Origin of the sequence: Streptosporangium sp. NPDC049078, assembly GCF_040648855.1 — a bacterium.
Taxonomy (GTDB): Bacteria; Actinomycetota; Actinomycetes; order Streptosporangiales; family Streptosporangiaceae; genus Streptosporangium.
Window position 1 is genome coordinate 1 of record NZ_JBEZEL010000026.1, and the last position, 23,253, is coordinate 23,253.

Genomic DNA, 23,253 nt, shown 5'->3' on the forward strand with positions numbered 1-23,253 from the left:
GATCTTCATCTCGTTCTCGGCCGTGATCATGTCGAACTCACGGTTCGCGATCGTGGTGTACTGCGAATCACCGAGCTTGCCCGCGGCGATCGCGGTGCCGAAGTATCGCCCGCTCTGCTTGGCGGCGGCGGCCAGCGTGCTCTCCGCCGCCTCCGCGGGAGCCGACACCATCAGCGCCGCACCGACGACACCCACGACGCCGGCACTGATGATCTTGGTGAGGGCACCGAAACTTCGGCGCGCGGATGGGGGTGAAACCTTCATGCCCATGCCTGACTCCATACTGAAATCGCGGAAAGAGGGATACGCGGGAACCCCCGCGAACGACGCCGCACCCCGGACGGGGACGCACACCACGATGGCGTCATGGCCGACGACCCTTACTCGATCACCACATCAGGCAGGGCCGGCCGCTTGGAGACTCAGTTTGAAAATCTATCCGAAACATGTCAATACTTGAGCGAAATTTTCGGTCACGCTCTTCCAGCACCGATGCCCCTCACCACGGGTCCGATACAGCCAGGGCACGGCATCTCTTCAGGGCATATAGGAGAAATCTATCGGCAGTCTCGTCCTGAAATTTTCACATCAGGACCGCAACTTCCGGAATCGAGGACCGAGCTCCGCAGGCAGCGACGCCCTTCTCGGCGATGCCTGGCGCAGACGCCCCCCGAGAACCCCCGTCCCTTGACAACATCCGGGCCCGCTGTATTGACTCTCCGTCATCACCACCCGCGACGCCGGGTTGCCGAAGGGAGGTCACACCGCGATTTGGTAGCGCCAACACGGCGCACCTCCCCCACGATGCGCGATGTGGTCGGACCTGGGTGACACCACACTCCCAGGTCACTCCGCGTCCGCCGCTCCGCCGTCGTATGAGGCGGGGTTACCGACCAATCCCGTCATCGAGACGGGCTTCCCCACAGGACGAACACCGACGTCAAGCCAGCTCTGGAAATGAGCCTTCAGGACTTTCGTAGTAGCGGGCGATGGAGGCTCGGTGAGACAAGGCGCCGGGCTGGAGGTGGCGAGGTTCCAGTCGGACGCCGGTACGTCGTTCAGCGAGCGCCAAAGCACCCTCGATGTAAGGCGGGAAGACTTCGGGGTCCGGGTCGAAATCCCAGAGCATGCCCAGTTCTTCGAGGTCCTGCTTCAGTCGTTCAGGGTCGGTACTGTCACCCCAGTGGGCGAACATCGGAACCAGGCGCTCGACGATGTGACCGTCCACGGCATGGACGAAGTGGGAGTGGTGGTTGACATTGCACTCCACGCTGACGATCGACGTACCTTGTGAGAGGGCGCGCACCACGTCGCGCAAGATCCCGGCATTGCCGCCCTCCACCATGATTGATCCACCGACCGCACGGCCGACTTCGATGGTGGCGAAACCTTCCTGTTCGGGGTCCTCGGTGAGTCCCAGTCGGCTTAGCACCTCTTCAGGCGCGAGGTCGGCGATGAAGGTGAAACAGAACGCTGCTCGTTCCCATCCTGACTGGCTCCACCACGCGTAAACATCCGTGGTTGCTCTGCGGTCGCCGACGACGATCGACAGCTCGGAATGATGGCTTGTCCCATCTGTGACCGGATCGACGGGAATTCGGTGACCACAGCCTTCTTCCGTCTCGTCGTACAAGGCCAAGTGCGTGGGGCACGGCCATATACGACAAGTGGGACACGTCTTCACCTCATCGAATATGCAGTCATCGCAGCCGCGAGGCATTCGCCTGTGCGCGACATGGCGAGAGCAAGGACGCCACTGGGCGATGGTGCCCAACTGGTGGAGGGCATCTGCCCGAGCGACCGCTTGCACGGACTTCTCTGAGAATTCCGGCACAGGTTCCTTTCGATGGTTCCGAAGGGCGGTTTCAAGATGGCTTCTCGAAATGCGATCGTCACACTCCTCGAACTCCCACTCTCCGATCCGGCCGACCTTCTCCGCGAGGTCGCTCCACGTCGGAGCCTCCAGCACCGCTATCCGATCGCTCAGCCACTTGGTCACCTCGGCGGGATGCAACTCGGGCACGAAGAGCCAGTGGCGGCCGATGAGAAAGGGATGACGTTGCAGCTGATCGGCGAGGGCCGATGGGGTGCAGACGGTGAGCTGGAACCGTTCCTCGCCCGGCTCTCCCCACGGGCCGACGTACATCTCCAGCAGCTCGCAGGCATGGGCAGGGTCATCGATGCTCCGCCCGAGTTCGAGGTCCGGCCATCGGAAGGCGCCCACTTGTGCTCTCATCACCCAATAGTCGCGCAACAGGGTGAAGCCGTGAGCATGCTGTCAGCTTGGCAAGTACGTCGAGTACGGCTGGTAGGGCTGCCGGCTTGAGCTTCGGGCCGGTCGTGAGTGACCGTGGTTGACCCCTCGTCACCCTGGTTGACAGCCCGCCGATGGCCCGGCGGTCAGAGATGCATGCCCTGGGGGTGCTGGTCGTGACGGCCGGACAGCAGGATCTCTCGCAGGCTGCTTCTGAGCAGTTCGACGCCGCCCTCGTCGATCTGGAGATCGATCCGGACGACGGGCTCCACGTTCAGTTCCTTCGCGGCCTCCGCGGTGAAGTGGAAGGTCAGGCGACCGGAGTCGATCCCGCAGTGAGTCACGCCGCCGTAGGTGGTGCCTGCCTGGTCCTCGCGGACGATGCAGTATGTGTCCATGCCAAGCCCTGTCTCCTGCTCGTCAGGTTCCTCGGCGGACATCATGAAGATCAAGGCGTTCCCGGTGCCGTCCTCGTGTTCGGCCATCCCGAAAACGATCGTCTCCTCGTCCTCGTCGCGGCCGACGGTTCGCGCGACCATGGTTCCCAGCGGAGGCCAAGCCGAGCCGGGTTCGCTGTCTGCCGGTGAGGTGAGAGTGGAGTCGCCCTCAGGCAGGGGACACCGTCGGGCCAGGCGGCGCGCATCCACGACGGGGTGAGGTCCGGCCTGCGCGGGAACATGGTCAGTTCCTCCACGTAGGCCCAGGCGGGCACCTCGACGGCTTGGGCAAAAGGCAGCTCCATCCCGAAGGCGGGCGGCATCATGTCGGTGTAGTCCCGGGAGAAAGGTGACTCCATGCTGAAGGTCCGCATCATGGCGTCGTACGACTTCCCGCGCAGGCTGTAGCCGAGCCGGCAGACGAACCACGTCCCCTCACCCGGCTTGTACTCGGCCACTTTCAGCCGATGGAAAAGGTCACCGAGATCCTCGCCATCTCGAATTTGCCGGGAACCGTCCGCCATCCGATAGGTGATCGCGGTTATGCCGAAGGTGCCGAGCTGGCAGCGAAGGACGTCGACCTCCTGCCATCCGTCCGGGGCGCCATCCCGCACGGTTCGCCCGATTTCGAGGCAGAGTTCGTGCGTGAGGTCGGATGACATACTCACCGCGCCTTTTCCGTTGGACGAACGAGAAACAGGAGTTCATCGGGCGTCTTTCGGCCGTTCCCACTATCATGATCATTTCATGCATATCGCGCGAGAGCATGATCTCAAGGACAGTTTCGAGGATCCTGCCCTCTTTGCTCGAAAGTGTCCAGAGAGATCACGACGTCGATCTCCTGTTCCTCCTTCTCATCCCATTCCTGTATCAGCACCTGGCCCGGGGCGATCTTGGCGGCATCGTCGAGCTCGAACGTCACGTGTCGTAGCGAACTGGTGTTGTCGTTGGTGAAGCCGTACGCCTTGTAGGTGATCGCCGGCTCCAGAGAGGGAGGTTTGGGCGTGATCACCCAGCCACCGGCGGGGGTGTCGAGTCGAAACGAGGCGCTCTGTCCGTTCAAGGTGGGTGCTTGGTATACCGCGTCGTCGATGTACGCATCGTCGGGGTTGCCGGTCGGGCTCCTTTGGGGAGTGACACGCTCGTGGTAGAGCTTCACTCCGTCCGGTGCAGGCCCACACCAGGCCAGTACGGCGATGAGGTGACCTGACTCGTCCACACTGATACCGACATTGCCGTTGGCGGCGACTGTGCAGCCAGTGAGACAGGCCAGGAGCGTTCCCACGAGTACTATGCACATCCAGTTGCGCATGCTCCGACCGTATGCTGCGAAGGATCTCGCGAGGGGCCACGGGTTGGAGTTGTGATCACACCGCCCTGTGGTCGTAATCTGCGGCACCGGGTGCACCGAAGATCTGCAGGGCGAATGGGCTCACGCATGAGGTTTTGCGGTGCGCCCCCTCATCGAGGGCACCCTCCACGGAGGCCGGGGTACCGCTTGGCACACGGTCGCGACGCTCCTCATCGAGCATGGTGTGAACATCCGGGCCGTTCAGGAGGTTCTGGATCACCCGAGGGTGACCACGACCGAGAGGTACGCGCATGTGTCCACACCGTTGATGCGCGATGCCGGGGAACGGGGCCGGCCTCCGTGCTCCGGGGAAAGTCCTGAACGTTGCGACCAGGACTGCGACCACAGCACCTTTGGAGATCAAAAGGCCCTCTCCCCGTGTCTCGGGAGAGGGCCTCTGAAGTGCGGAGGCTCGGGGATTTGAACCCCGGATGGGCGGTAAACCCAAACCGCATTAGCAGTGCGGCGCCATAGACCTGACTAGGCGAAGCCTCCTGGTTGCCGTTCGGCTCAGCACAGAGTACCGGCCATCAGGCGAGGCGGCAAAGTGGTTAACGATCACGTCTCGGGCAAGAGTTGGGGGAGAGTTATCCACAAGCAGTGGATAACTCTCCTCGCCCCTGTGGACAAACTGGGGAATCCGCAGCTGGGTGTGGCGGAAATCCTGTGGATTTCCAGTTTGCGAGACGCTACATCTCACTACGTGAACACTTCCGAGGCCCCGACCGTCCGGCGGGACCTCGGGTGGTCACGGAGATCAGGCGGCCGGGTTGGCCTCGCCCTCGATCTCGATCTTGATCTTCTTGCCGACCAGGACGCCGCCGGTCTCCAGCGCCTGGTTCCAGGTCAGGCCGAACTCCTCGCGGTCGATCTCGGCCTTGATCGAGAAGCCCCAGACGTCCTGGCCCCACGGGTTGGTGCCGGCGCCGCCGTACTCGACGGTGAGCTCGACCGGCTTGGTGACGTCGCGGATGGTGAGGTCACCGACGAGGGTGAACTCGTCACCGGAGTGACCCAGAACGCGGGTGCTGCGGAAGGTCAGCTCGGGGAACTTCTCCGCGGAGAGGAAGTCGTCGCTGCGCAGGTGGCCGTCACGGTCGGGAGCACCGGTGGTGATGCTCGCGGTCTTGATCGAAAGCTGCGCGGAGGAGTCGAGGGGGTTCTCGGCGATGGTGACGGTGCCGGCGAACTCGTTGAAGTGACCGCGAACCTTGCTCACCATCATGTGCTTGACGACGAAGCCGATCTGGGTGTGGGCGACGTCCAGAGCGTAGGTGCCCGGGGCGGGGATCTGAAGGTTCTCCCAGGTCCGAGTGGTCATTTTCTGCTCCCGAAGAGATGCTTGCCGATTGGATGGTTGCGTCAACAGATTTCTACACGAGAAATATTCCTCTCGTCAACTACTGTCGGGTAGGGTATGACCGTGAACCACTTTGACGACCCCCGGCTGACGGCGATGGGCCTCCTCGCCGAGGTCTACAGCGGCATCGCGGCGAAGTCGCACGAGTCCTTCGCGGCCGCGGGGCTTTCGGAGGTCGACTTCGAGACGTTGGTCAGGCTGGCGCGCTCGCCACAGCGGCGGCTGCGCATGAGTGATCTGGCGGCGCAGACGAGCCTGTCCACGAGCGGGACGACCCGCGTCGTCGACCGGCTGGAGCGCGAGGGCCTGGTCATGAGACAGGCGTGTCCCACCGACCGGCGGGCCTCCTACGCGGCCATCACCGAGACCGGCGTCGACCGGCTCGGCGAGGTCCTCCCGCAACACCTGATCGACATCGAGACCTGGTTCACCGGGCTTCTCCCTCCCGCGGAGCTCGACTCCTTCCTCGCCACCCTCAGGACCATCCGCGACGCCGTACGACCGTGCGCCACCGCGGGGGCCGAGGACTTCCGGCAGGAGGAGGGCGCGCTCATCCCGTCCGATCCAGGTGCCGCGGCTCGGAGGGCGTGAGGTCCCCGCGGAGTTTGGCCATTCCCCGGGAGACCGTGCTCTTGACCGTCCCGATGCTGATCCCCAGGGCCTTGGCGATCTCCGGCTCGGTCATGTCCTCGTAGTAGCGCAGGACGACGGCGGTCCGCATCCGGGTGGGCAGCCGGTCGAGGGCCTGCTCGACACGTTCCGGCAGGTGTTGGCCGCCCGCGGCGACCGGCTCGGGGAGCTCGCCCGACGGATACTCCTCCAGCTTGCGCCGCCGCCACCAGGAGATGTTGATGTTGACCATCGCCCGGCGTACGTATCCGTCCAGGGCGCCGCGGTCCTGGATGCGGTCCCAGGCGAGGTAGGTCTTGACCAGCGCCGCCTGCAGCAGGTCCTCGGCGTCGCTCGGATGCCCGGTGAGCCGGTAGGCGGCACGCAGCAGCGCGGGGCCGCGAGCAAGGACATACTCGCGGAACTCCTCGTCGGTCCCGCCGATCACCGCGATCACCAGCCTGTGCTCCAGGTGCTTAGGTGCCAGAATCGCAGCCCGAACCCATACTGCGGCTGAACCGAAATCTATATTTCATCCATCAAAGGTAAAGATCGGCTTCGATGGGCGATGGAGCACGCAAGAACCATTAGATAGCGGTTTGTTGTGGGGTGGGCGCCAATGCGTTCCACCAGGGAGGGGAACTTTAGTACCTGGTTGGACACCTGCCGTGATTATTCGTGGAGCGGACAGCGGGATTCCGCGAAGCGTGTGACGCTGGCTGCGACACCTCGCAGAATTGGGGAGCGACGATGCCCTATCGCAGCGCCGATCGCCGTCGTACGCTGGCTGCCGCCGCGCTTGGCCGGACCGTCCAGGAGCCGGGCCCTCTCCCCTTCGAAGGCGAGTCCTTCCACGCGGTCAGCGGCACCGTCCTCGACGTCAGCCCGCATCTGATCGTCATCGACACCCCGGAGGGCGAGGAGGAGCGGCTCGTCATCGCCCCGTGGGCGACCGCCTGGCGCGGTGAGGCCGTCAGCCCCGCCGACCTCCCCCGGGGGGCCAACGTGATCATCAAGGCGCTGCGGTCCGGCCGGGTCGTGGACCGGATCTGGGCGGACATCACCAGGATCACCGGGGTGATCCAGTCGATCGGTACCGAGGGCAAGGACCACACCGTGGAGCTGTACTGCGGGCCGCACCGCGGGCGGCGCACGATCGTCATCCCCTACCGCTCCTCAGGCCGGCTGCGGGTGAGGCATCCGCGGTTCGAGCCCGGCTATCTGTTCGACGCCATCGGGGTCCGCGAGGACGGTGCGGCGCGGGCGCGGTTGCCCGCGACCTCGCAGCCGCCCTACCGGTGGACGGCCGTACCGCCACCGCCCTCCGGCTACGTAGGCGTGCAGTCGCGGATCTCGGGCACGGCGACCTGGTCGGACACCTTCGACGACGGAGAGCAGGGGGTGGCCTACCCCATGCTGGAGCGGGCCGACACGGCGTGCGACGACACCGGGGTGTCCTGCGCGGGGTTGCCGTACCTGGCGCTGGGGTCGATGCTCAACGTGCGCAACGTGTGCGCCGGGCGCACCTCGCTCCTGCCGATCGTGGCCTGCGGCTGCCTCGCCGGCCGATTCTGTGACCGGTGTCTGGAGTGCGGCACCTCCCCGCGCGGCCGGATTCTGGAACTGTCACCGAGTTCCTTCGTGGAACTCGGCGGAGACCTGACCACCGGGTGCTTCAACGCCCGGCTTGGAATGGGGTGACACGGATGTTGACGACGATCGCCGCCGCACAGCTACCGGTCGTGTTCGTGCTGCTGGTCGCGGGCACGGTCGCGAAGATCGGAACGGTCGTACGCGAGACCGAGCCGGGCATGCTGAGCAAGCTGGGGCCGGCCGTGCTGGTGCCCGAGCGCTGGCGCGCGCCGGCGATGCTGTGCTGCGCGTTCGTGGAGTTGTTCCTGGCGAGCGGGCTGCTGCTGACCGGTCATCCGTTCTTCCGGTGGGCGACCGCCGGGTTCTTCGCGGTCTCCACCTACGTCCTGTGGGAGCTGCGGCGTCGCCGCCCGGACGCGGGCTGCGGCTGCTTCGGCGAGGTCAGCGCGCTTCCGGTGGGACGGCGGTCACTCGGCCGCACCATGGTCCTGACGGCGATGTCCCTCGGACTGCTCCTCACCCCGGGGATCCCCGGTTGGGAGTCGATGGCGGATCTGACGTGGACCCACGCGTCGGCCGCGCTCGCGGGGTTGCTGCTGCTCGCCGCGCTCTCGCCGGAGATCGAGGAGACCGTCGCGAGGCTCCGCCACCGGGCGCCCTGCGAGCAGCGCCGCCTCGACCCGGCCACCGCGCTCGGACGGCTGCGGTCGAGCGCCGTCTGGCGTTCGCACCTGGGACTGCTGTCGAGCAAGGATCCGGTCGACAGCTGGCGGGAGCTGTGCTGGCGGTTCTTCGTCTATCCGGGCAACAGCCACGCGGGCGACCCCGTCGACGTGGTCTTCGCGATCTATCTGAGCGGACGGCACCCGGCGGTGCGGGTCGCGATGGTCGGCCTGGACGGGCGGCCGGTGGCGACGGAGTCTCTGCCGGAATCTCTGCCGATATCGGCCGGACGCTAGAGAGCCCTAGATTTTCCTAGGGCAGCACGATTGAGCTCTATATGGCTCTCTAGCTTCCCCACTAGAGAGCCATATAGAGGGCTAGGGGTTCCCGCACACTATATCGAACATTTGTTCGATCAGACCGGTTGTGACCGCAGGAATTTTCCGAAGTGCGGAACGGTGAACGCGATCAGCCCGCGTTCCGCGCTGTAGATGAGGCCCTTCTTGATGAGGCTGTCACGGGCCGGGGAGAGACTCGACGGCTTGCGGCCGAGCCCTTCGGCCACCTCGGCGGTGGCGACGGGCTCGTCACCGATGGCGGCCATGGCGTGCATGTAGTCGCGCTCGGCGGGGGTGGCCCGCTCGTAGCGGCTGCCGAAGAACCCGACCGCGAGCTCCTCCTCGGCCTCCGGCGCGGAGACCCTGATGTCGTCGGCGGTGATCGGGCTGCGCAGCGCCAGGTCCCAGGCGACCTTGCCGTACGCCTGGACGAAGTAGGGGTAACCGTCGGCGGCCACGTAGAGGGCGTCGAGGGCGTCCTGGGTGAACTCCACGCCCTCGCTCTCGGCCGGGGCGATGAGCGCGAGGTCGGCCGCCTCCCGGTCGAGGCGATCGATCCTCGCGTAGCGGAAGAGGCGCTCGGAGTAACTCTTGCTCGCCGAGAGCACGCTGGGCAGGTGCGGCAGGCCGGCGCCGACCACGATCAGCGGGCCGCCGCTCTGGGAGAGCTCGTGGCAGGCCGCGCAGAGCGCAGAGACGTCGGGGGCCTGCACGTCCTGCATCTCGTCGATGAACAGGGCGATGCCGACCCCCAGGTCGGTGGCGACCGCGGCGGCGTCGACGAACAGCTCGGTGAGGTCGATCTCCAGGTCTCCGGAGTCGGCCCGCCCCCGGCCCGCGGGCACGTCGATCGCGGGCGACCAGTGCGAGGTGCCCTTGGCCGCGGACGGGTCGCGCATCGCGAACGCCTTGAGCACACCGAGGAACTCCTCGATGCGCTCGGGCGCCCGATGCCTCGGGGCGAGCTCTCTGATCGCCATGTGCAGGGCGGCGGCCACCGGACGCCGGATCGACTGGTCGGGTCTCGCCTCGATCTTGCCGGTGCCCCACAACCGCTGCATGGCCATCGACTTGAAGGTGTTGAGCAGAACGGTCTTGCCCACGCCGCGCAGCCCGGTGACCACCATGCTGCGCTCGGGGCGCCCTCTGGCCACCCGTTCCAGGACGATCTCGAACTGCTGCAGCTCGCGGTCGCGGCCGGCGAGCTCCGGGGGGCGTTGTCCGGCACCGGGAGCGTAGGGATTGCGCACGGGGTCCACGCTCTCGGACTTTATGACGGGATATAGCGGCCTGCTTAGAATTCCGTAGAAAGCGCTACGGCGTGTCGCGCCGCCCTCCGCCGGCGGGCGAGGGAGCGGGGGGCGCGTCGTCGACGGCACCGCGAGCGTCGCCATGGCACACCCCTCACCTGGGAGAACATCAGACCGAACCCGTGTTCGATCCCGTGCCCATGACTGTAGCGCGGGTTCGAACACAGGCGCGATACGTTTCGATGAAAAGCCTCCCCAAGGAATGTGGGCCCCCACGCCAAGCGACCACGAATCCGGCCGTAAGCGGCACCCCCTCGGAGAACGCCCTCTCGGAGAACAGCGCCTCGGAGAACGTCGCCGGGATCGGGGCCTGACCGCCGGAGCCTACGATCGACCACGGGTGGATCACCGCCGCAGCCACCTCCCGCCCCGGGCGAGCCAGTCGCCTACAATAGCCTTTTGTCGCTTTTGTCCGTTTTTCTGAGGAGGCGGCACGTGTCAGGTTCCCGATTCATGATCCGTACGCGGGCCGTGCTCGCGGCGACCGCCGGCTGCCTGGCGGCGGCCGCGTGTGGCCCGGCCACCTCCCAGCCCGCCCCGGCCGCGCCCCCGGCCACCTCCGAGCCGATCTCGGCGTCCTCGCCCTCCACCGGGGTGGCCCCCCCGGAGCCGTCCGCCGCGACGCCGACGGCCGGCCCGTCCAGCACGGTGTCGCCGACCCCGACGGGCCCGCCGGAGTTCGCCGCGAAGGTCTCCCGGATCGCCCGTGAACGGCTCGAACACTCGTGGCGGCCCGGATGCCCGGTCCCGGTCGGCGACCTGCGGCTGATCACGATGACCTACTGGGGCTTCGACGACAAACCACACACCGGCGAGCTGGTCGTGAACAAGGACGTCACCGACGACATCGTCTCCGTCTTCCGTCGCCTGTACGACTGGCGCTGGCCGATCCGCAGGATGGAGCTCGTCGACGTCTACAAGGCCAGCGACTTCGCCTCCATCGAGGCCGACAACACCTCGGCCTTCAACTGCCGCCCCGTGGAGGGGACGAGCAACTGGTCCAAGCACGCCTACGGCCGGGCGATCGACATCAACCCGCGCGAGAACCCGTACGTGTACGCCAACGGCTCGGTGTCGCACAAGAACGCCCGCGAGTTCGCCGAGCGCCCGCTGAAGGCTCCCGGGGTGATCAACCCGGGTGACCGCGTGGTCAGGGCCTTCGAGCGGAAGGGCTGGGAGTGGGGCGGCTCCTGGTCCGGCGCCAGGGACTACCAGCACTTCGCGAAGGGCGGGAGCTGAGCCCGGCACATCGAGCAGGGCCGGGCTAGCCGTACGCCGGGGAGACGTCGGCGGGCTGGAGCAGGTCCCAGCGGTTGCCGTACAGGTCCCGGAAGACGACGACCTGGCCGTACGGCTCGCTGCGCGGGGCCTCCTCGAAGACGACGCCCGCCGCCAGCAGGCGCTCGTAGTCGCGGGTGAAGTCGTCGGTGTGCAGGAACAGGCCGACCCTGCCGCCGGTCTGGTCGCCGACCCTGGCCTCCTGCTCAGGACCGTTGGCGCGTGCGAGCAGCAGCGCCGTCTCCCTGGCGCCGCGCGGGCGGACGGTCACCCAGCGCCTGCCGTCGCCCAGCGGCGTGTCCTCCAGGAGTTCGAAGCCGAGGATGTTCAGGTAGAAGCCGATGGCCTCGTCGTAGTCGCGTACGACGACGGTGGTGAGACCGAGGTAGGAACCCACCGGTGGCCCCTGCCTCTTCAGGGGTCCTCCCCCCGCGGGCAGGCCGGCACGGGCGCTCTCCTGAAGATTGGTGATCCTCAGGATGACCCGGGCGGCGAGCAGGCCCGCGACGATCGGCAGCAGGACGCAGGCGACGAGGACGACGGTCTCCGTAATGGTCATGCCCGCGTACCCCAGGGGCACGGACGCCGCCTCCGCCACCGTCCACGCCAGCCATGCCAGCCACCACGCCCAGACCAGACCCGAGCGGCGTCCCCGGTAGAGGTCGGTTCCCGGTCGCAGCCCGCCGGGCCTTGAGGTGGTCAGGATGTCGTCGACGAGCCCCTTGGGGACGAACAGGTTGACGAGGGGGGCGATCCATCCGAACACCAGGAACGGCGTGGCGTACCTGTGGAGAACACCGGGAGAGATCGCGTACGCGTTGGCCCGGGCGCGGAACGACCAGCACATGAAGGCGATGCCCGCCGCCAGTTGGAGGGCCAGGAAAAGAAGGAGGATCGGGGAGAGGAGCAGCGCGAACACGGCGTTCCACTCGTCGGCCGCCCGCCACGACCAGCCCTCCCGGTGGAGGAGCCGAAGCACCGAGGTCCCCGCGGCGAAGACGGAGTTCAGTGCGATCAGGGTGAGGGCCACGGTCGCGAACGCGCGGACCGGCCGCAGGACGCGAACAGGTGCGAAACGCGCGCTCGGATACATGCGAGTCCTTCAACGAGGATCAAAACGGCAAGTATGCCGGATCATGACATGGCAGCATGAACGATTTTTACCTGCCGGTCGTCCCCTCCATCCCCGGCGTCTCCCTGATCGGCCGGGGGCGGAGAATCCTCAAGCATGCCCTGGGACATCATGAAGTCATGACGGCGAGGGATGGGGACGGTTGGGCCCGGTGCGATCTCGGGCACCGGCACTGGGGGGTGTACGGCGCGGCCGGTCTGCTCGCCGTCCACCACGACCCCGCGGACGGGCCCCGCGTCCTGATGCAGAAGCGCGCCGCGTGGAGCCACCACGGCGGCACCTGGGGACTGCCGGGCGGCGCCCGCGACAGCCACGAGGACACGATCGAGACCGCGCTGCGCGAGGCCTTCGAGGAGGCCGCGCTGGACGGTACCGATCTACGGATCCAGGGCGTCTACCTCGACGACCACGGCGGCTGGTCCTTCGAGACCGTGATCGCCGAGGCCTCCGAGTTGCTGCGCGTGGTCCCCGCCAGCGCCGAGAGCGACGACCTGCGCTGGGTCCCCACCGAGGAGATCACCGCGAGGGAGCTCCACCCCGGCTTCGCCGCGACCTGGCCGGTCGTCGGCCTCGCGCTCACCCCCTCCCTCGTCGTCCTCGACATCGCCAACATCGTGGGCGCCCGCGCCGAGCACGGCTGGTGGAGGGATCGCGCGGGGGCGGCGGCCAGACTGCTCGCCGAGGTCGGCGCGAGCGCCGGCGACGGCCGGTTGGCCGTGCCCGGCCGTACGCCGACGCTGGCACGCTGGTTTCCCAGGCTGACCGCGATCGTCGAGGGAGCCGCCCGCGGCGTCGCCTCCGTACCCGGCGTCCGGGTGATCGCCGCGCCGGGGAGCGGGGACGACGCCGTCGTCCAGGCCGTACGGGACGCGCGGCCGTGGGAGCACGTCCTGGTCGTCACCGCCGACCGAGGGCTGCGCGAGCGGGTCACGGAACTGGGCGCCGAGGTCACCGGGCCTCGGTGGCTGCTGGCACAGCTCTGACACAGCGGATCAGCGCGGGACTCCGACCCCGCGGATCAGGCGCGGGACGGTTCCGGTTCCAGGGGCGGCACCGGTTTCAGATCTCGGGTGGCCCGGTGGAACAGCCAGTAGCTCGTCACGGCGGTGGCGATGAAGAACAGCCTCGCCGGCCGGGGGATGTCCAGGATGAGCAGGCCGTCGCTGAGCGAGTGGAGCATGGCCGCCGTGACGAAGGCGACGACGATGGGCAGGGCGACGACGGCGCGCCCCCGGACCTCCCAGACGCCGAAGGCCACCGCGCAGACCAGACCCGTCCAGACGAGGTGGCTGAAGGGGGTGCTGAGGCCGCGCAGGAGAAGGACCGTGCCCGCACCCATGGCACCGTCGTGGTTGGCGACGCTCTTCCAGGCGTAGGCCATCGATTCCATGATCGCGAACCCGGTCGCGCACGCCAGGCCGAGTGCGATACCCGCGGCCTTGGTGAGGTGGCGGCCGGTGAGCGCGACCGCGAGGGGCGGGACGAGTTTCGCGGGTTCCTCGATCCAGCCGACCCTCAGGATCGAGGTGCTGTTCTTCTCGGAGATGAGAAGCGCGTCGAAGTAGCCGCCGAGCAGGAGTGCGACGCCCCCGCCGAACATGAACATGCTCGCCAGCGTCATGGCCGGCACGCTGGTGGCGATGTGGATACGGTCGTGGACGGCGAGCAGGAGCGCGATGGGCCCGGCTGCCGCCCCGTAGAAGAAGGCCGCGGGCAGGACGGCCTGGTTACCGGCCACCTGCATCATGGTGATGAGCGAGAAGGACAGAACGATCAGGGCGATCCACGCCTTGAACCATCGATGCCGATAGAAGCGCAAATGGTCTCGCATGGTAGGTAATTTCCCAGTAGGTTTGCCCTAGATTCGGGCGATTTGTCGATGTTTACCTAAATGTCGACTCCAGCGCGATCACCGGACCGATGACGTGGTCAGCCGAGAGCTGCGAGCGTTATGATCACTTTTATCCGCTCTTGCCAGCCCCCCGGAGACCGCACGTGGGCTACCCGCCGCAGTACGGCCAGCCGCCACGTGGCGAGACAGGACGCGGGCTGGCCGCGATAGTCATCATGGCCGTCGGGGTGGCCATCGGGGCCCTCATCACCGTTCTCACGGTGCTCAACCCGCCCTCGTCACCGCCGAGCACATCCCCGACAGGCGGCGGCGAGCACTCGGAGGTCTCGGTCCGCCAGGCCGTCCAGCCGGCACTCGACGCCTACAGCAGCGGGTTGTACGGCGACTTCTGGGACCTGTGGACCGTCGAGGCGCAGGGGCTGATCGCGCGGGAGGAGTATGTGCGGCTGTTCGAGATCTGCCCGCCGCTCCAGACGAACTCCCCGCTCGCCATCTCCACCGTCACGATCACCGGAGACAGCGCCAAGGTCGAGGCGGCCAGGCTCGGCGAGACGACGGAGTTCGGCTTCGTCTTCGAGAGCAGTGCGTGGCGGTACGAACCGTCGCCCGAGGAGCGGCTCACCTACCAGGCTCCGGTCGACCAGATAGCCGTGCAGCGGCGGGCCCTGGGACTCTGCGGCGCGACCACCCCCAGCCCCGGCGCGACCGCCCCCACTGCCCCCACTGCTCCCACCGCTCCTACGAACCCCGGCGATCCCTCCGCCCCCACGAACCCCGGTGATCCTTCCGCCCCCACGAACCCCGGTGATCCTTCCGCCCCCACGAACCCCGGTGATCCTTCCGCTCCTACGAATCCCGGCGATCCTTCCGCTCCCTCCGGCCCCACGAACCCCGGCGATCCTTCCACTCCTACGAATCCCGACATTCAACCGCCGGGGTTCCAGCAGTGATGACCTTTGATGCAGAAGTGCTGCCATAATCCGCAATTCGCAGCTACTGTCGAACGCATGGCCCACTCCATGCCGGCATGGCGAGACGGCACAGGATCGGAAAAACCATCATCAAATGATCACGATGGCGCCAGACAAGAATCGGATTCGGTTCCGCTGTGGCTGGCGCACCTTCAGTTCAGAGAAGGGCAAAAGGAAATCAGCGCACCGGCTTCTGATACAGCTATCACCATAGAGCTGGATAAAGCGGATTATGAGGCGCTTTCCCGGAAGGCACGACTGACCGGAAACCGCGTCGCCGACGTGATCCACGCGGCCCTCCAGAGAGAGATCGGCAACAAACCTCACGTGATCACCCTGATGCGCCGCTGGAACCTGCATCGCGATGACCTCGACACGGCGGCCGACTCCCTCGGGGTCGACCAGCTTTCCGAGGCGGAGTGGGGCCAGATCGGCATTCGTCGTTTCCGGAGGCGCTGAGCCATGCTTCCCGGTCGAGTGCTCGACGTGAGCGCACTGGTCGACATCGCGGTGGCGAAGACCGAATACTCGCGCAGCGTCGCGGCCATGTGTCTCTTCCGTGGCGGCGGGATATGCGTCCCGGCGACCAGTCTCGCGGCCGTCCTGTCCATCTCCCCGATCTCGACCCAGGTGGAGCTGTTCGAGCTCGTCACGACACCCGGCGTGAAGATCGACGACTTCACCCACGGGAAGGTCGGGGACATCGCGGAGATCCTCGACGGATCGCGCGACATCACGGCCGGACACGTCGTCTGGTGTGCCCGCGCCACCAAGTGGCCCATCCTCACCGATCGCGGGGCGGAACTCGTCCAGTACGACCAGAACATCGAGATCGACCCCCTGCCCTGACCCGCTCCCCGGCCGGGTGACGTGGCCGAGCGGCGCGCCGGCATGGCGGCCACCGCCGACCGTACGGACCCGAACCTCGGAAGGGGCCTTACATTCATACCTTTTCAGTCAAAAATGATGCCAAATATCGTCATACGTACGATCGATTTTCCAGGCCGCGGCTTTCACACTGGAAGAGTGACATTCCAGATGAGGCGCATCAAATTGGAGATTCCTGACGGACCGGAATACGACCAGGTGCGCGATATGCACGGTCACGCGGTCACGGTATTCGCGTCCACGGAGATCAACGGCGAACGTTCCCTGAAAATCGGCAGCAGGACCCTGCTGCTGAGGAAGGTGGGCGAGGACGAGGACGAGGAGGGACCGCTGGACGTCTACCGGGCCGAGTCCATTTCCGAACCCTCGTACTGACCTCCGCCCCCTCTGAGGGTCCATCTCCACGGAGGATCCCCCCTCTCCGATGGTCCGTCCCGCGCCCCGGATCCCGGTCGCCGCGTTCCGGTGTCCCATCCCCGGCGTCTCCGTGCCCTGGTTTTTCCGTGCCCGGCTCATCTGCCTCGCTCGTCCCCGCACCCGTGCGCCTGCCTCGAAGGACCGGTGACGCCCTGCCCCGGATCCACGAATCGCCGTACGAGACGCCCTGGAGGCCTGAGGATGTGCACGGCGGTAAGCCGCGGAAGACGTCCCGCGCGGAGTGCGCGCGAGAGTACGCCGCGGACGTCCCCCGCGGAGTGAGTGAGAGTACGCCGTTCCAACCGGGGAACTCGTGAGGGAAACGCGCACGCCCGTCCAGCACGAGGAGCTCCGACCCGATGCGCATCACCTTCGCCACCGAAGCGGCACCCGGCAGGCAGAACGCGGACGCCGACAAAACCACGGACGCCGCAGATATCACGGACACCCTGGACAGCACGGACAGCGAAGACAACGAGGACTTCTTCGGGGCGACCCCGGACGCCTACGTCCTCCTCGACGGCGCCGGCACCCCCGCGGGGACGGAGACCGGATGCGTTCACGGCGTCGGCTGGTACGTACGCTCCCTGGGCTCGACCCTCCTCGCGGGCATGACGCAGGACACGGGAACGCTCACGGAGATACTCGCGAACGGCATAAAAGCCGTCGCCTCCCTCCACCACTTCCTCTGCGACCTCACCCACCCCGGATCGCCGTCCGCCACAGTGATCATGGTCCGCCGTATGGCGGGCAACCTGGACTTCCTCGTCCTGTCGGACTCCGTCCTCCTCCTGGACGTGGTCGGCGAGCAGGAGCCGACGGTCGTCTGTGACGACCGGGTGAACCGGATCGGCAGGGCGCATCGGTCGGCCATGGACAGCCTCGCCCACGGAAGCGCCGAGCACGTGACCGCGCGCCGGGAGTACGTGGAGACCATGCGGGACCACCGCAACCGCGAAGGCGGTTTCTGGATCGCCGCCGTCGACCCGCTCACCGCCGAACGGTCGCTCACCGGCACGCTCCCCGCCGACCGGGTCCGGGCGGCCGCCCTGCTCAGCGACGGAGCCTCCCGGCTCGTCGACCTGTTCGAGCTGACCACCTGGCGCGAGGCCCTCGACATCCTCGAACGCTCAGGACCCGGCGAGCTGATCCGCAGGGTCCGCGAGGCGGAGGACACCGATTCCGACGGCTCCCGCTGGCCCCGGACGAAAACCCACGACGACGCGACGGCCGCCTACTGCCTGTTCGGCCGAGGATGAGGAGGCGGCTGACCGCCTCCCGGTGAGGTCTGACCGTCTCCGCGCGACGGGTGGTCATCCGATGATCTCTCCCCGGACGGCGAAGGACCGTCCAGGTGAAGGAAGAGTTCGTGCGCCGAACCGATGCTGGCGCGCAACGCCCGCTCCAGCTCATCGGCCTCACCCGCGAGATATCCGATCTCGGGCATGCCCAGGGCGTCGGCACCCGACTCGACGAACAGCTCCTCATAGCGCGGCAACCGTTCCACCAGCGCCTCGATCTGGCCACGGGCCCGGTAGGCGCGTTCGGCGTCGGCGACATGAGCCGCGTAACGCTCCAACGCCTCGACCTTCGCGACGACAGCGCTCTCACTGCCGGCGAGCACTCGCTCCAGCGGCTCCATCGCCGCCGCCACCTCCCGGGTGACCCCGCCACGCACGAGATCGCGGTGTTCTCCACGTAGGGAGGACAGCTTGGCCAACAGGCGCGCGACCTCCCACTCCTGCGACGGCAGCATGACGGCGTTCCGTACGTCGTCAAGCAACCCTTCGGCGTTGACACGCGATCGCAGGACGGAGTCGACCGCCGTCCGGGCCCGGCCGAGCAGGCGGCTCGCATCGGCGTCGAAGTCATCGGACAGAAGATAGGAATCCCGGTAGCGGCCCGCGAGAGCGTACAGTTCCCGCTCCGGAGTGGCGCTCTCCTCGGAATCCCCGGCGGCTCTGATCGCGAGGTGAAAGCAGTACGCGAGCGTGATGAGCAGCAGGATTCCGAGCCAGGCTCCTCCTCCGAGGAAAAGCACCATCAGAAAGCCGACCCCCGCGAACATGCCACCGGCAGCCGGGAGATCCGCGGATTTCCTTCGCGGAATCTCCGGTGGCCTCCAACCGGCCCGTACGCGCCCGAGCAGGGAGGGATTCGCGCGCAACAAATCCGCGATCTCCGAGGGCAGGTTGGGATCGACCACCACGAATGATCGCTGTCTTCCTGGTCCTTTCAGATACTCACCCCCTGTTCCATGGGTCATTGTAGGGTCCGAAAGTCGGAGTGGACGTGAGCCGGCCGATCGAAATCGGATAACTTCAGAAGAGGGCATGCGCCGCGAAAACCAGGGGTGATCTCGCATCAGCCGATAACCGCGGACACGTAATGCCTTTCCAAGGCAGACCGATAACCCCCGGGATCGACGCGACCCATGGCATCGGCTCTTCGCCCCACGTTATGGGCGGCCATCGCGCATCGGGCGAGGCTGTTTCCCCGAGATCTCCTGGAGAGCGAGGGCCCATTCGTCTCCGGTGTCGGCCGGGTCGGGTCCGGAAGGGCTGGGCAGGACGCGGACGCCTTCGGCCCTGAGGCCCTCGACGCTCCGGCGGAACGGCGCGCGTGTGGCGAGAGCGTCGTTGACGAAGGGAAGGACGACCACGGGGATGCCGAGGCCGGGTGCCTCGGCGAGGAGGCCGAGGGCGTAGGTGTCGGCGATGCCCTGGGCGAACTTGTTGACGGTGTTGTAGGTGGCGGGGGCGACGATGATCGCGTCGGCCCTGGGCGGCTTGGGCTCGTCCGGCCTTCGATACCGGCTGCGGACGGGACGTCCGGTCTGCCGTTCCAGGGCGGGGACGTCGATGAAGTCCAGTGCGGACGGGGTCGCGACGACCTGGACGACCCAGCCCTCGTCCAGGGCGAGGGCGACGAGACGGCCGACGTCCCGGGCGGCGCCCGCCGCGCACACGATGACGTACAGAAGCCTGCCGGACTCGGTCACGCGATCACTCCCGGGTACGCGACATATTCGTGGGTTCCAAGCAGAAGACACCTTGACGGGTGTGACGGACGGTGGAGACTTGTCCGGTGGTCAAAACACTACGTCCCCAGAACTACAACGAGGCGATCTACGTCGGACACTTCTTCCGTACGGGCATGCCCGTGGTGATGGACCTCAACGGGCTCACGGACGACGAGGCGAAACAGTTCGTCGACTTCGCCGCCGGCCTGGTGTTCGGCAGAGGCGGGGACATGGACCGGCTGTCCCCCAAGGTCTTCCTGCTGATGCCTCACGGACTGGGCAATCGGGTGCCCACCGTCGAAGAGGGACCGTAGGCAGGCCGGCTTCGACCTTCTCCCATGCTTCGTCTCACGCGCCGGAGACGCGACTCGGGACGGCTCTCGATCAGGGGAATCTGTCGTGGGCGGATGGCAGGATCGTCGCCGTGACAGACATCGACGACCTCCTCCGGCGCGTGTTCACGAAGGCGAGCGTGGACGAAGAGCGACTGCCTCCCACCGCGACGGAGGAAGAGGTCGCGCGGGCGGAGAGCATCCTGGGTTTCGGGCTTCCTCCGCTGTTCGCACGGCTCTATCGGGAGGTGGCCGACGGCGGCTTCGGCCCCGAATACCAGCTCTTCCCGCTCCTGGGAGAGGGTCGCACCGCCGTGAGCGTCTACCACGAGGAACGCGCGGCCTCAGGGCTTGGCGAGAAGGCGTACTGGCCGGCGGAGGTCCTGCCGATCCTGGACTGGGGCTGCGGCATGTACGCCGCGATGGACTGCCGGACCCCTGCGGGCACGATACTGCTCTTCGAGCCGAACGGAATCGAAGACGACTGGCACGACGCATGGTACGTCGACTCCGAGAGCCTGTCCGACTGGCTTGAGACCTGGGTCTCGGGAACCGGCTGGTACGAGGAGGACTCCGAAGAAGAGGATGGGATGCGGCGATGGGAGGCCGCTCGGCGGCGCCTGGCGGAGAAGAGCTGACCTGCCGTTCATCCCGCAAGCTCGTCTTCCGACGCTCCCGGAGCCCTCGGCCGCGTACGGCGCGCCCCTTCGAGGCGAGCGGGCCGTGAACGGGGCGGAACACTCCCAATGAGCACCCTTTCCCTGTTGCTCGTCCTTAATAGCCTGACGATTGCCCCGCGGTCGCCCTGGACCGCCTCCACAACGTGGGCCGACGATCCCATCACGCGTGACAGATCATCTATCGCCCAAGCAGTGGGAGACCTCAGTCGGCGGTGAGATCGGCCTCGGCAACTCGTTTGATGTACTGATTCCGGATCCGGATCAACTTGGGCATGTAGTGACGGAGAGCCAGCATTTCAGCGATCCCGCCAAGAGGGTCGAGCGGCGCGGCGAATTCAATGACATCGCTCATTATCGTACCGTCGTGGCCGTAAGGCCGAAAATAATGAGCGTGATACCAGCGCTTGAAAGGTCCTGACACCTGCTCATCGACGAAATATCCGGGGCGGTCGTAAGCGCTGATCACAGACGTCATTCGCCAACGAATGCCGAAGTGCCGCGCCCGCCACGTAACGGTGTCACCCAGCTTCAAGCTCCCGGCGGTCACACCTCCGACTACTTCCTCGGAAGATGCCACCATTGAGGCTGCGTGAACACCCACGTCCAACGAGATATCGAAGACTCGTTCCGGAGGAGCCATGATATGCGTGACAATCTCAAAGATTGGCATGTGTCAATTCTAGGCGACTGTCCGGAAGCACCGTAGCCCCTCAAAGGCACCAGGTCGCGTCTTCCGCGTCCAGATACCCGCTCACAACGGGGGTCGGGCATCCGACTCCAGTCCACGTCTCCACCGTCGCTCCTCAAAGGCGTTCCACAGCGGCTTCTCCAACGCGACCTGCGCGGATGTGGCCAACATCATCCCGCATACATCCCACACCGTTGGCCGTCGGCATAATGACTCGGAAATCGAGAAGGTGATGCCGTGGAGGACTACAAACGCGCTCTCATTAGCCAAATGGCTGCGCGACTTGACCTGTACGACTCGAATGGAATCTCCTTACCCAAGCTGGTCGAGGACCTTCGCGGCCTGTTCGAAGCCGCCGATCCGCGCGAGTTGAGCATCAGGGACTCGTTCGAAGAACTGTGGAGCGAACTCGACGCCGAGAGCGAACTCAGGACGGAAGTATGGGCACCTCCCGGCCTCGCCGATGACACCCACCTGCGCGATATCCTCCATCGGCTGCGATCCTGGATCGAGGGTGCGGCCTCACTTTCTAATCCGTAGATCCCCGAACAATCTCCAGGAACGTTCAAAGCCGTTCGTTCTGCTGATCGCCAGGGCTCCGGCCGTTCGGGGCTGTTCAGTCCAATCCATGATCGCCCGCCTGGATAGCTCCCAAGGTGACTCCTGTAAGGCGAACGGATCACCTCGCCGAGCTGCTCCGGCCCTGATGAACCCTTGGTGCACGAGACGGACGGGCCACCTACCTACCAGTCGCTGACCTCCCAGACGTACCAGGGTCCGTCGATGTGTTCGTAGATGCCAGGTCCATCGATGTCGTACGGGTCACCGTTCGGGGCCCAGGCGAGACCATAACTGGTGAAGAAACCCGTGTCATCGATCATAAAGCTGAAGGCGCTGGAGGATCCTTCAAGGTACTCGACGGGATACAGGCCGATCCAATTCCGCTTTCCAGGCGGCGTCCCCTCTGACATCGTCTTCGCGAAGTGATCGAGGTCGGCGCGCGACAACTCGAAACGCATCTTGACCGGTGCGCCGACGTAGACCAGCGAGGCGACCAGCACCACGATCAAGGGCGGAACGGCCCAGAACGGCCAGTTTCGACGCAATGCGACCAGCCTCCCAGGCATAACAAGGAGGACACCGAGCACGATCAACCAGCCGGCGCCGAACAAGAGCCAGCCGGGACCGACAAGCATGAACCACGCATAGTGCCACCCGGGAGCACTCGTCGCATACATCATCCCTAACCCCAGCAATACGGCGACCGTCACCCATATCCCGCCTTTGACATCAAGAGGAGCACGCGGGTGGTGCACGTCAGGAAGATCATTCGTTGCGTCCACCGTGTGACCGTAACTGTCGCTCATGGCGATTCCGCCGTGCTCATGTGTATGTTTTGTGCAGAAATCCCCGACCGGAGTCGAGATCGGCTGATGTCCCACATGGGCGCTCCTCCACGCGGGCGGTGCTGGAGCGAGGGCCGATAGGACTATGACAAATTTCGCGACCGCCTCATAGGCAAGAAACGAAGGGATGACTGGAGGTTCAGAGAGGACCTGGACAACCTGCGACTTCGCGATCGCAGGTCATCGGTGGCGAGCGACGCTCCGGCAATCCACGCGCCGGCGATGTCTTCTTCAGCCGTCGGCGGGCGACGCCTCGTCGGCGCTGAGGGTCCGCAGTATGTCGACCAGCGTCGACAGCTGCTCGGGGGTGAGTGGCCTGAACAGCTCTTCCGCCGCCAGTTCATAGCCGGCCGTCCAGTCCTGGGCCAGTGCGGCCCCCTGCGCCGTCACTCGAAGGAGTACGGACCTGCGGTCGTCCGCGCTGGCCTGGCGTTCGAGCAGTCCGTCACGGACGAGCGCGTCGACCAGGGTGGAGGCGGTCCCCTGGGCGATACCGACCGCGAGAGCGAGCTCGGTGAGCCGAACCGGCTGCGAACGTGCCACCTCCACCACCAGGCGCGACCTCGGTGTCGACACCCCATGCTCGCCCAGACGCTCGTTGAAGTGACGTACGAGCACCTTCGCCGTACGACTGAACTCGTCGGCGACCTGTGCTGCGGTCACGTTCTTCCT

At 66.3% G+C, this 23,253-nt stretch carries 29 protein-coding genes, 1 tRNA gene and 1 pseudogene; 15 read left to right on the forward strand and 16 right to left on the reverse strand.

The window, feature by feature from the left end; genetic code table 11:
* From AB0B90_RS34990 to AB0B90_RS35000, 3 genes are all read right to left on the reverse strand, one after another.
* On the reverse strand, positions 1–270 hold a 270-nt coding region (locus AB0B90_RS34990), incomplete at its 3' end, for an endo-1,4-beta-xylanase (protein ID WP_362926429.1).
* A gap of 670 nt (positions 271–940) precedes the next feature.
* Entirely contained in the window at positions 941–2,236 is a 1,296-nt protein-coding gene (locus AB0B90_RS34995) for an Imm8 family immunity protein (protein ID WP_362926430.1), read from the reverse strand.
* Positions 2,237–2,400: 164 nt separating this feature from the next.
* A complete protein-coding gene (locus AB0B90_RS35000) occupies positions 2,401–2,793 on the reverse strand; it encodes an Imm10 family immunity protein (RefSeq protein ID WP_362926431.1) in 393 nt (130 codons plus the stop codon).
* A gap of 365 nt (positions 2,794–3,158) precedes the next feature.
* On the opposite strand from AB0B90_RS35000, the gene AB0B90_RS35005 reads away from it, so the two are divergent.
* Entirely contained in the window at positions 3,159–3,350 is a 192-nt protein-coding gene (locus AB0B90_RS35005) for a hypothetical protein (RefSeq protein WP_362926432.1), read from the forward strand.
* Between the two features lie 113 nt (positions 3,351–3,463).
* Here AB0B90_RS35005 and AB0B90_RS35010 read toward each other — a convergent pair whose 3' ends face one another.
* A complete protein-coding gene (locus AB0B90_RS35010; protein ID WP_362926433.1) occupies positions 3,464–4,003 on the reverse strand; it encodes a hypothetical protein in 540 nt (179 codons plus the stop codon).
* 139 nt (positions 4,004–4,142) lie between these two features.
* On the opposite strand from AB0B90_RS35010, the gene AB0B90_RS35015 reads away from it, so the two are divergent.
* The gene (locus tag AB0B90_RS35015; protein ID WP_362926434.1) at positions 4,143–4,466 is read left to right on the forward strand and encodes a tyrosine-type recombinase/integrase; all 324 of its coding nucleotides are present in this window, start codon (positions 4,143–4,145) and stop codon (positions 4,464–4,466) included.
* Here AB0B90_RS35015 and AB0B90_RS35020 read toward each other — a convergent pair.
* Both AB0B90_RS35020 and AB0B90_RS35025 read right to left on the reverse strand, forming a co-directional pair.
* Positions 4,448–4,537 (reverse strand) — tRNA-Ser (locus AB0B90_RS35020). The genes AB0B90_RS35015 and AB0B90_RS35020 overlap by 19 nt on opposite strands.
* Before the next feature lie 262 nt (positions 4,538–4,799).
* Positions 4,800–5,363 carry a YceI family protein gene (locus AB0B90_RS35025; protein WP_344915082.1) on the reverse strand — a complete coding sequence of 188 codons (564 nt, stop codon included), beginning with the start codon at positions 5,361–5,363 and terminating at the stop codon, positions 4,800–4,802.
* A gap of 96 nt (positions 5,364–5,459) precedes the next feature.
* On the opposite strand from AB0B90_RS35025, the gene AB0B90_RS35030 reads away from it, so the two are divergent.
* On the forward strand, positions 5,460–5,993 hold the full coding sequence (locus AB0B90_RS35030; protein ID WP_350942092.1) for a MarR family transcriptional regulator: 534 nt from the start codon (positions 5,460–5,462) through the stop codon (positions 5,991–5,993).
* Here AB0B90_RS35030 and AB0B90_RS35035 read toward each other — a convergent pair.
* Positions 5,953–6,468, reverse strand: coding sequence for a SigE family RNA polymerase sigma factor (locus tag AB0B90_RS35035; RefSeq protein ID WP_350942091.1), 516 nt, complete (start codon positions 6,466–6,468; stop codon positions 5,953–5,955). The genes AB0B90_RS35030 and AB0B90_RS35035 overlap by 41 nt on opposite strands.
* 293 nt (positions 6,469–6,761) lie before the next feature.
* Here AB0B90_RS35035 and AB0B90_RS35040 point away from each other — a divergent pair, with 293 nt between their 5' ends.
* Positions 6,762–7,712 (forward strand): hypothetical protein, encoded by a 951-nt coding sequence (locus AB0B90_RS35040; RefSeq protein WP_350942089.1) that lies wholly within the window; start codon positions 6,762–6,764, stop codon positions 7,710–7,712.
* A gap of 5 nt (positions 7,713–7,717) precedes the next feature.
* A complete protein-coding gene (locus AB0B90_RS35045; RefSeq protein ID WP_350942087.1) occupies positions 7,718–8,563 on the forward strand; it encodes a MauE/DoxX family redox-associated membrane protein in 846 nt (281 codons plus the stop codon).
* Between the two features lie 119 nt (positions 8,564–8,682).
* On the opposite strand, the gene AB0B90_RS35050 is transcribed toward AB0B90_RS35045, so the two are convergent.
* Entirely contained in the window at positions 8,683–9,864 is a 1,182-nt protein-coding gene (locus tag AB0B90_RS35050) for an ATP-binding protein (protein WP_329088482.1), read from the reverse strand.
* 486 nt (positions 9,865–10,350) lie between these two features.
* Here AB0B90_RS35050 and AB0B90_RS35055 point away from each other — a divergent pair, with 486 nt between their 5' ends.
* Positions 10,351–11,154, forward strand: a complete 804-nt coding sequence (locus AB0B90_RS35055; RefSeq protein WP_362926435.1) for a M15 family metallopeptidase — start codon at positions 10,351–10,353, stop codon at positions 11,152–11,154.
* Positions 11,155–11,179: 25 nt separating this feature from the next.
* On the opposite strand, the gene AB0B90_RS35060 is transcribed toward AB0B90_RS35055, so the two are convergent.
* Both AB0B90_RS35060 and AB0B90_RS35065 read right to left on the reverse strand, forming a co-directional pair.
* The gene (locus AB0B90_RS35060) at positions 11,180–11,590 is read right to left on the reverse strand and encodes a VOC family protein (protein ID WP_362926469.1); all 411 of its coding nucleotides are present in this window, start codon (positions 11,588–11,590) and stop codon (positions 11,180–11,182) included.
* Between the two features lie 81 nt (positions 11,591–11,671).
* Positions 11,672–12,286, reverse strand: a pseudogene (locus AB0B90_RS35065) (DUF4328 domain-containing protein); the annotation flags it as partial.
* A gap of 56 nt (positions 12,287–12,342) precedes the next feature.
* On the opposite strand from AB0B90_RS35065, the gene AB0B90_RS35070 reads away from it, so the two are divergent.
* Complete coding sequence (locus tag AB0B90_RS35070) at positions 12,343–13,308, forward strand: NUDIX hydrolase (protein WP_350942084.1); 966 nt, start codon at positions 12,343–12,345, stop codon at positions 13,306–13,308.
* Positions 13,309–13,343: 35 nt separating this feature from the next.
* On the opposite strand, the gene AB0B90_RS35075 is transcribed toward AB0B90_RS35070, so the two are convergent.
* Positions 13,344–14,156, reverse strand: coding sequence for a PrsW family glutamic-type intramembrane protease (locus AB0B90_RS35075; protein WP_350942082.1), 813 nt, complete (start codon positions 14,154–14,156; stop codon positions 13,344–13,346).
* 164 nt (positions 14,157–14,320) lie between these two features.
* On the opposite strand from AB0B90_RS35075, the gene AB0B90_RS35080 reads away from it, so the two are divergent.
* From AB0B90_RS35080 to AB0B90_RS35100, 5 genes are all read left to right on the forward strand, one after another.
* Entirely contained in the window at positions 14,321–15,127 is an 807-nt protein-coding gene (locus tag AB0B90_RS35080; RefSeq protein WP_362926436.1) for a hypothetical protein, read from the forward strand.
* Between the two features lie 57 nt (positions 15,128–15,184).
* Positions 15,185–15,607, forward strand: coding sequence for a hypothetical protein (locus AB0B90_RS35085; RefSeq protein WP_362926437.1), 423 nt, complete (start codon positions 15,185–15,187; stop codon positions 15,605–15,607).
* 3 nt (positions 15,608–15,610) lie between these two features.
* Positions 15,611–15,997: a hypothetical protein gene (locus tag AB0B90_RS35090; RefSeq protein WP_350942077.1), complete on the forward strand. Its 387-nt coding sequence runs from the start codon at positions 15,611–15,613 to the stop codon at positions 15,995–15,997.
* A 177-nt stretch (positions 15,998–16,174) separates the two neighbouring features.
* Positions 16,175–16,411 (forward strand): hypothetical protein, encoded by a 237-nt coding sequence (locus AB0B90_RS35095; protein ID WP_350942075.1) that lies wholly within the window; start codon positions 16,175–16,177, stop codon positions 16,409–16,411.
* A 401-nt stretch (positions 16,412–16,812) separates the two neighbouring features.
* On the forward strand, positions 16,813–17,712 hold the full coding sequence (locus AB0B90_RS35100; protein WP_362926438.1) for an integrase: 900 nt from the start codon (positions 16,813–16,815) through the stop codon (positions 17,710–17,712).
* On the opposite strand, the gene AB0B90_RS35105 is transcribed toward AB0B90_RS35100, so the two are convergent.
* Complete coding sequence (locus AB0B90_RS35105) at positions 17,688–18,497, reverse strand: hypothetical protein (protein ID WP_350942072.1); 810 nt, start codon at positions 18,495–18,497, stop codon at positions 17,688–17,690. The genes AB0B90_RS35100 and AB0B90_RS35105 overlap by 25 nt on opposite strands.
* 414 nt (positions 18,498–18,911) lie before the next feature.
* Positions 18,912–19,454 carry a flavoprotein gene (locus AB0B90_RS35110; RefSeq protein WP_362926439.1) on the reverse strand — a complete coding sequence of 181 codons (543 nt, stop codon included), beginning with the start codon at positions 19,452–19,454 and terminating at the stop codon, positions 18,912–18,914.
* 86 nt (positions 19,455–19,540) lie between these two features.
* Here AB0B90_RS35110 and AB0B90_RS35115 point away from each other — a divergent pair, with 86 nt between their 5' ends.
* Both AB0B90_RS35115 and AB0B90_RS35120 read left to right on the forward strand, forming a co-directional pair.
* Entirely contained in the window at positions 19,541–19,789 is a 249-nt protein-coding gene (locus AB0B90_RS35115) for a cell division protein SepF (RefSeq protein WP_362926440.1), read from the forward strand.
* Between the two features lie 110 nt (positions 19,790–19,899).
* The gene (locus AB0B90_RS35120; RefSeq protein ID WP_362926441.1) at positions 19,900–20,445 is read left to right on the forward strand and encodes an SMI1/KNR4 family protein; all 546 of its coding nucleotides are present in this window, start codon (positions 19,900–19,902) and stop codon (positions 20,443–20,445) included.
* 244 nt (positions 20,446–20,689) lie between these two features.
* On the opposite strand, the gene AB0B90_RS35125 is transcribed toward AB0B90_RS35120, so the two are convergent.
* A complete protein-coding gene (locus tag AB0B90_RS35125) occupies positions 20,690–21,157 on the reverse strand; it encodes an SRPBCC family protein (protein ID WP_350942066.1) in 468 nt (155 codons plus the stop codon).
* A gap of 255 nt (positions 21,158–21,412) precedes the next feature.
* On the opposite strand from AB0B90_RS35125, the gene AB0B90_RS35130 reads away from it, so the two are divergent.
* Positions 21,413–21,715 carry a hypothetical protein gene (locus AB0B90_RS35130; protein WP_350942064.1) on the forward strand — a complete coding sequence of 101 codons (303 nt, stop codon included), beginning with the start codon at positions 21,413–21,415 and terminating at the stop codon, positions 21,713–21,715.
* A 203-nt stretch (positions 21,716–21,918) separates the two neighbouring features.
* Here the strand turns inward: AB0B90_RS35130 and AB0B90_RS35135 are convergent, their stop codons facing one another.
* On the reverse strand, positions 21,919–22,542 hold the full coding sequence (locus AB0B90_RS35135) for a hypothetical protein (RefSeq protein ID WP_350942062.1): 624 nt from the start codon (positions 22,540–22,542) through the stop codon (positions 21,919–21,921).
* A gap of 270 nt (positions 22,543–22,812) precedes the next feature.
* Positions 22,813–23,244, reverse strand: coding sequence for a MarR family transcriptional regulator (locus tag AB0B90_RS35140; protein WP_350942060.1), 432 nt, complete (start codon positions 23,242–23,244; stop codon positions 22,813–22,815).
* Positions 23,245–23,253 lie beyond the last annotated feature (9 nt).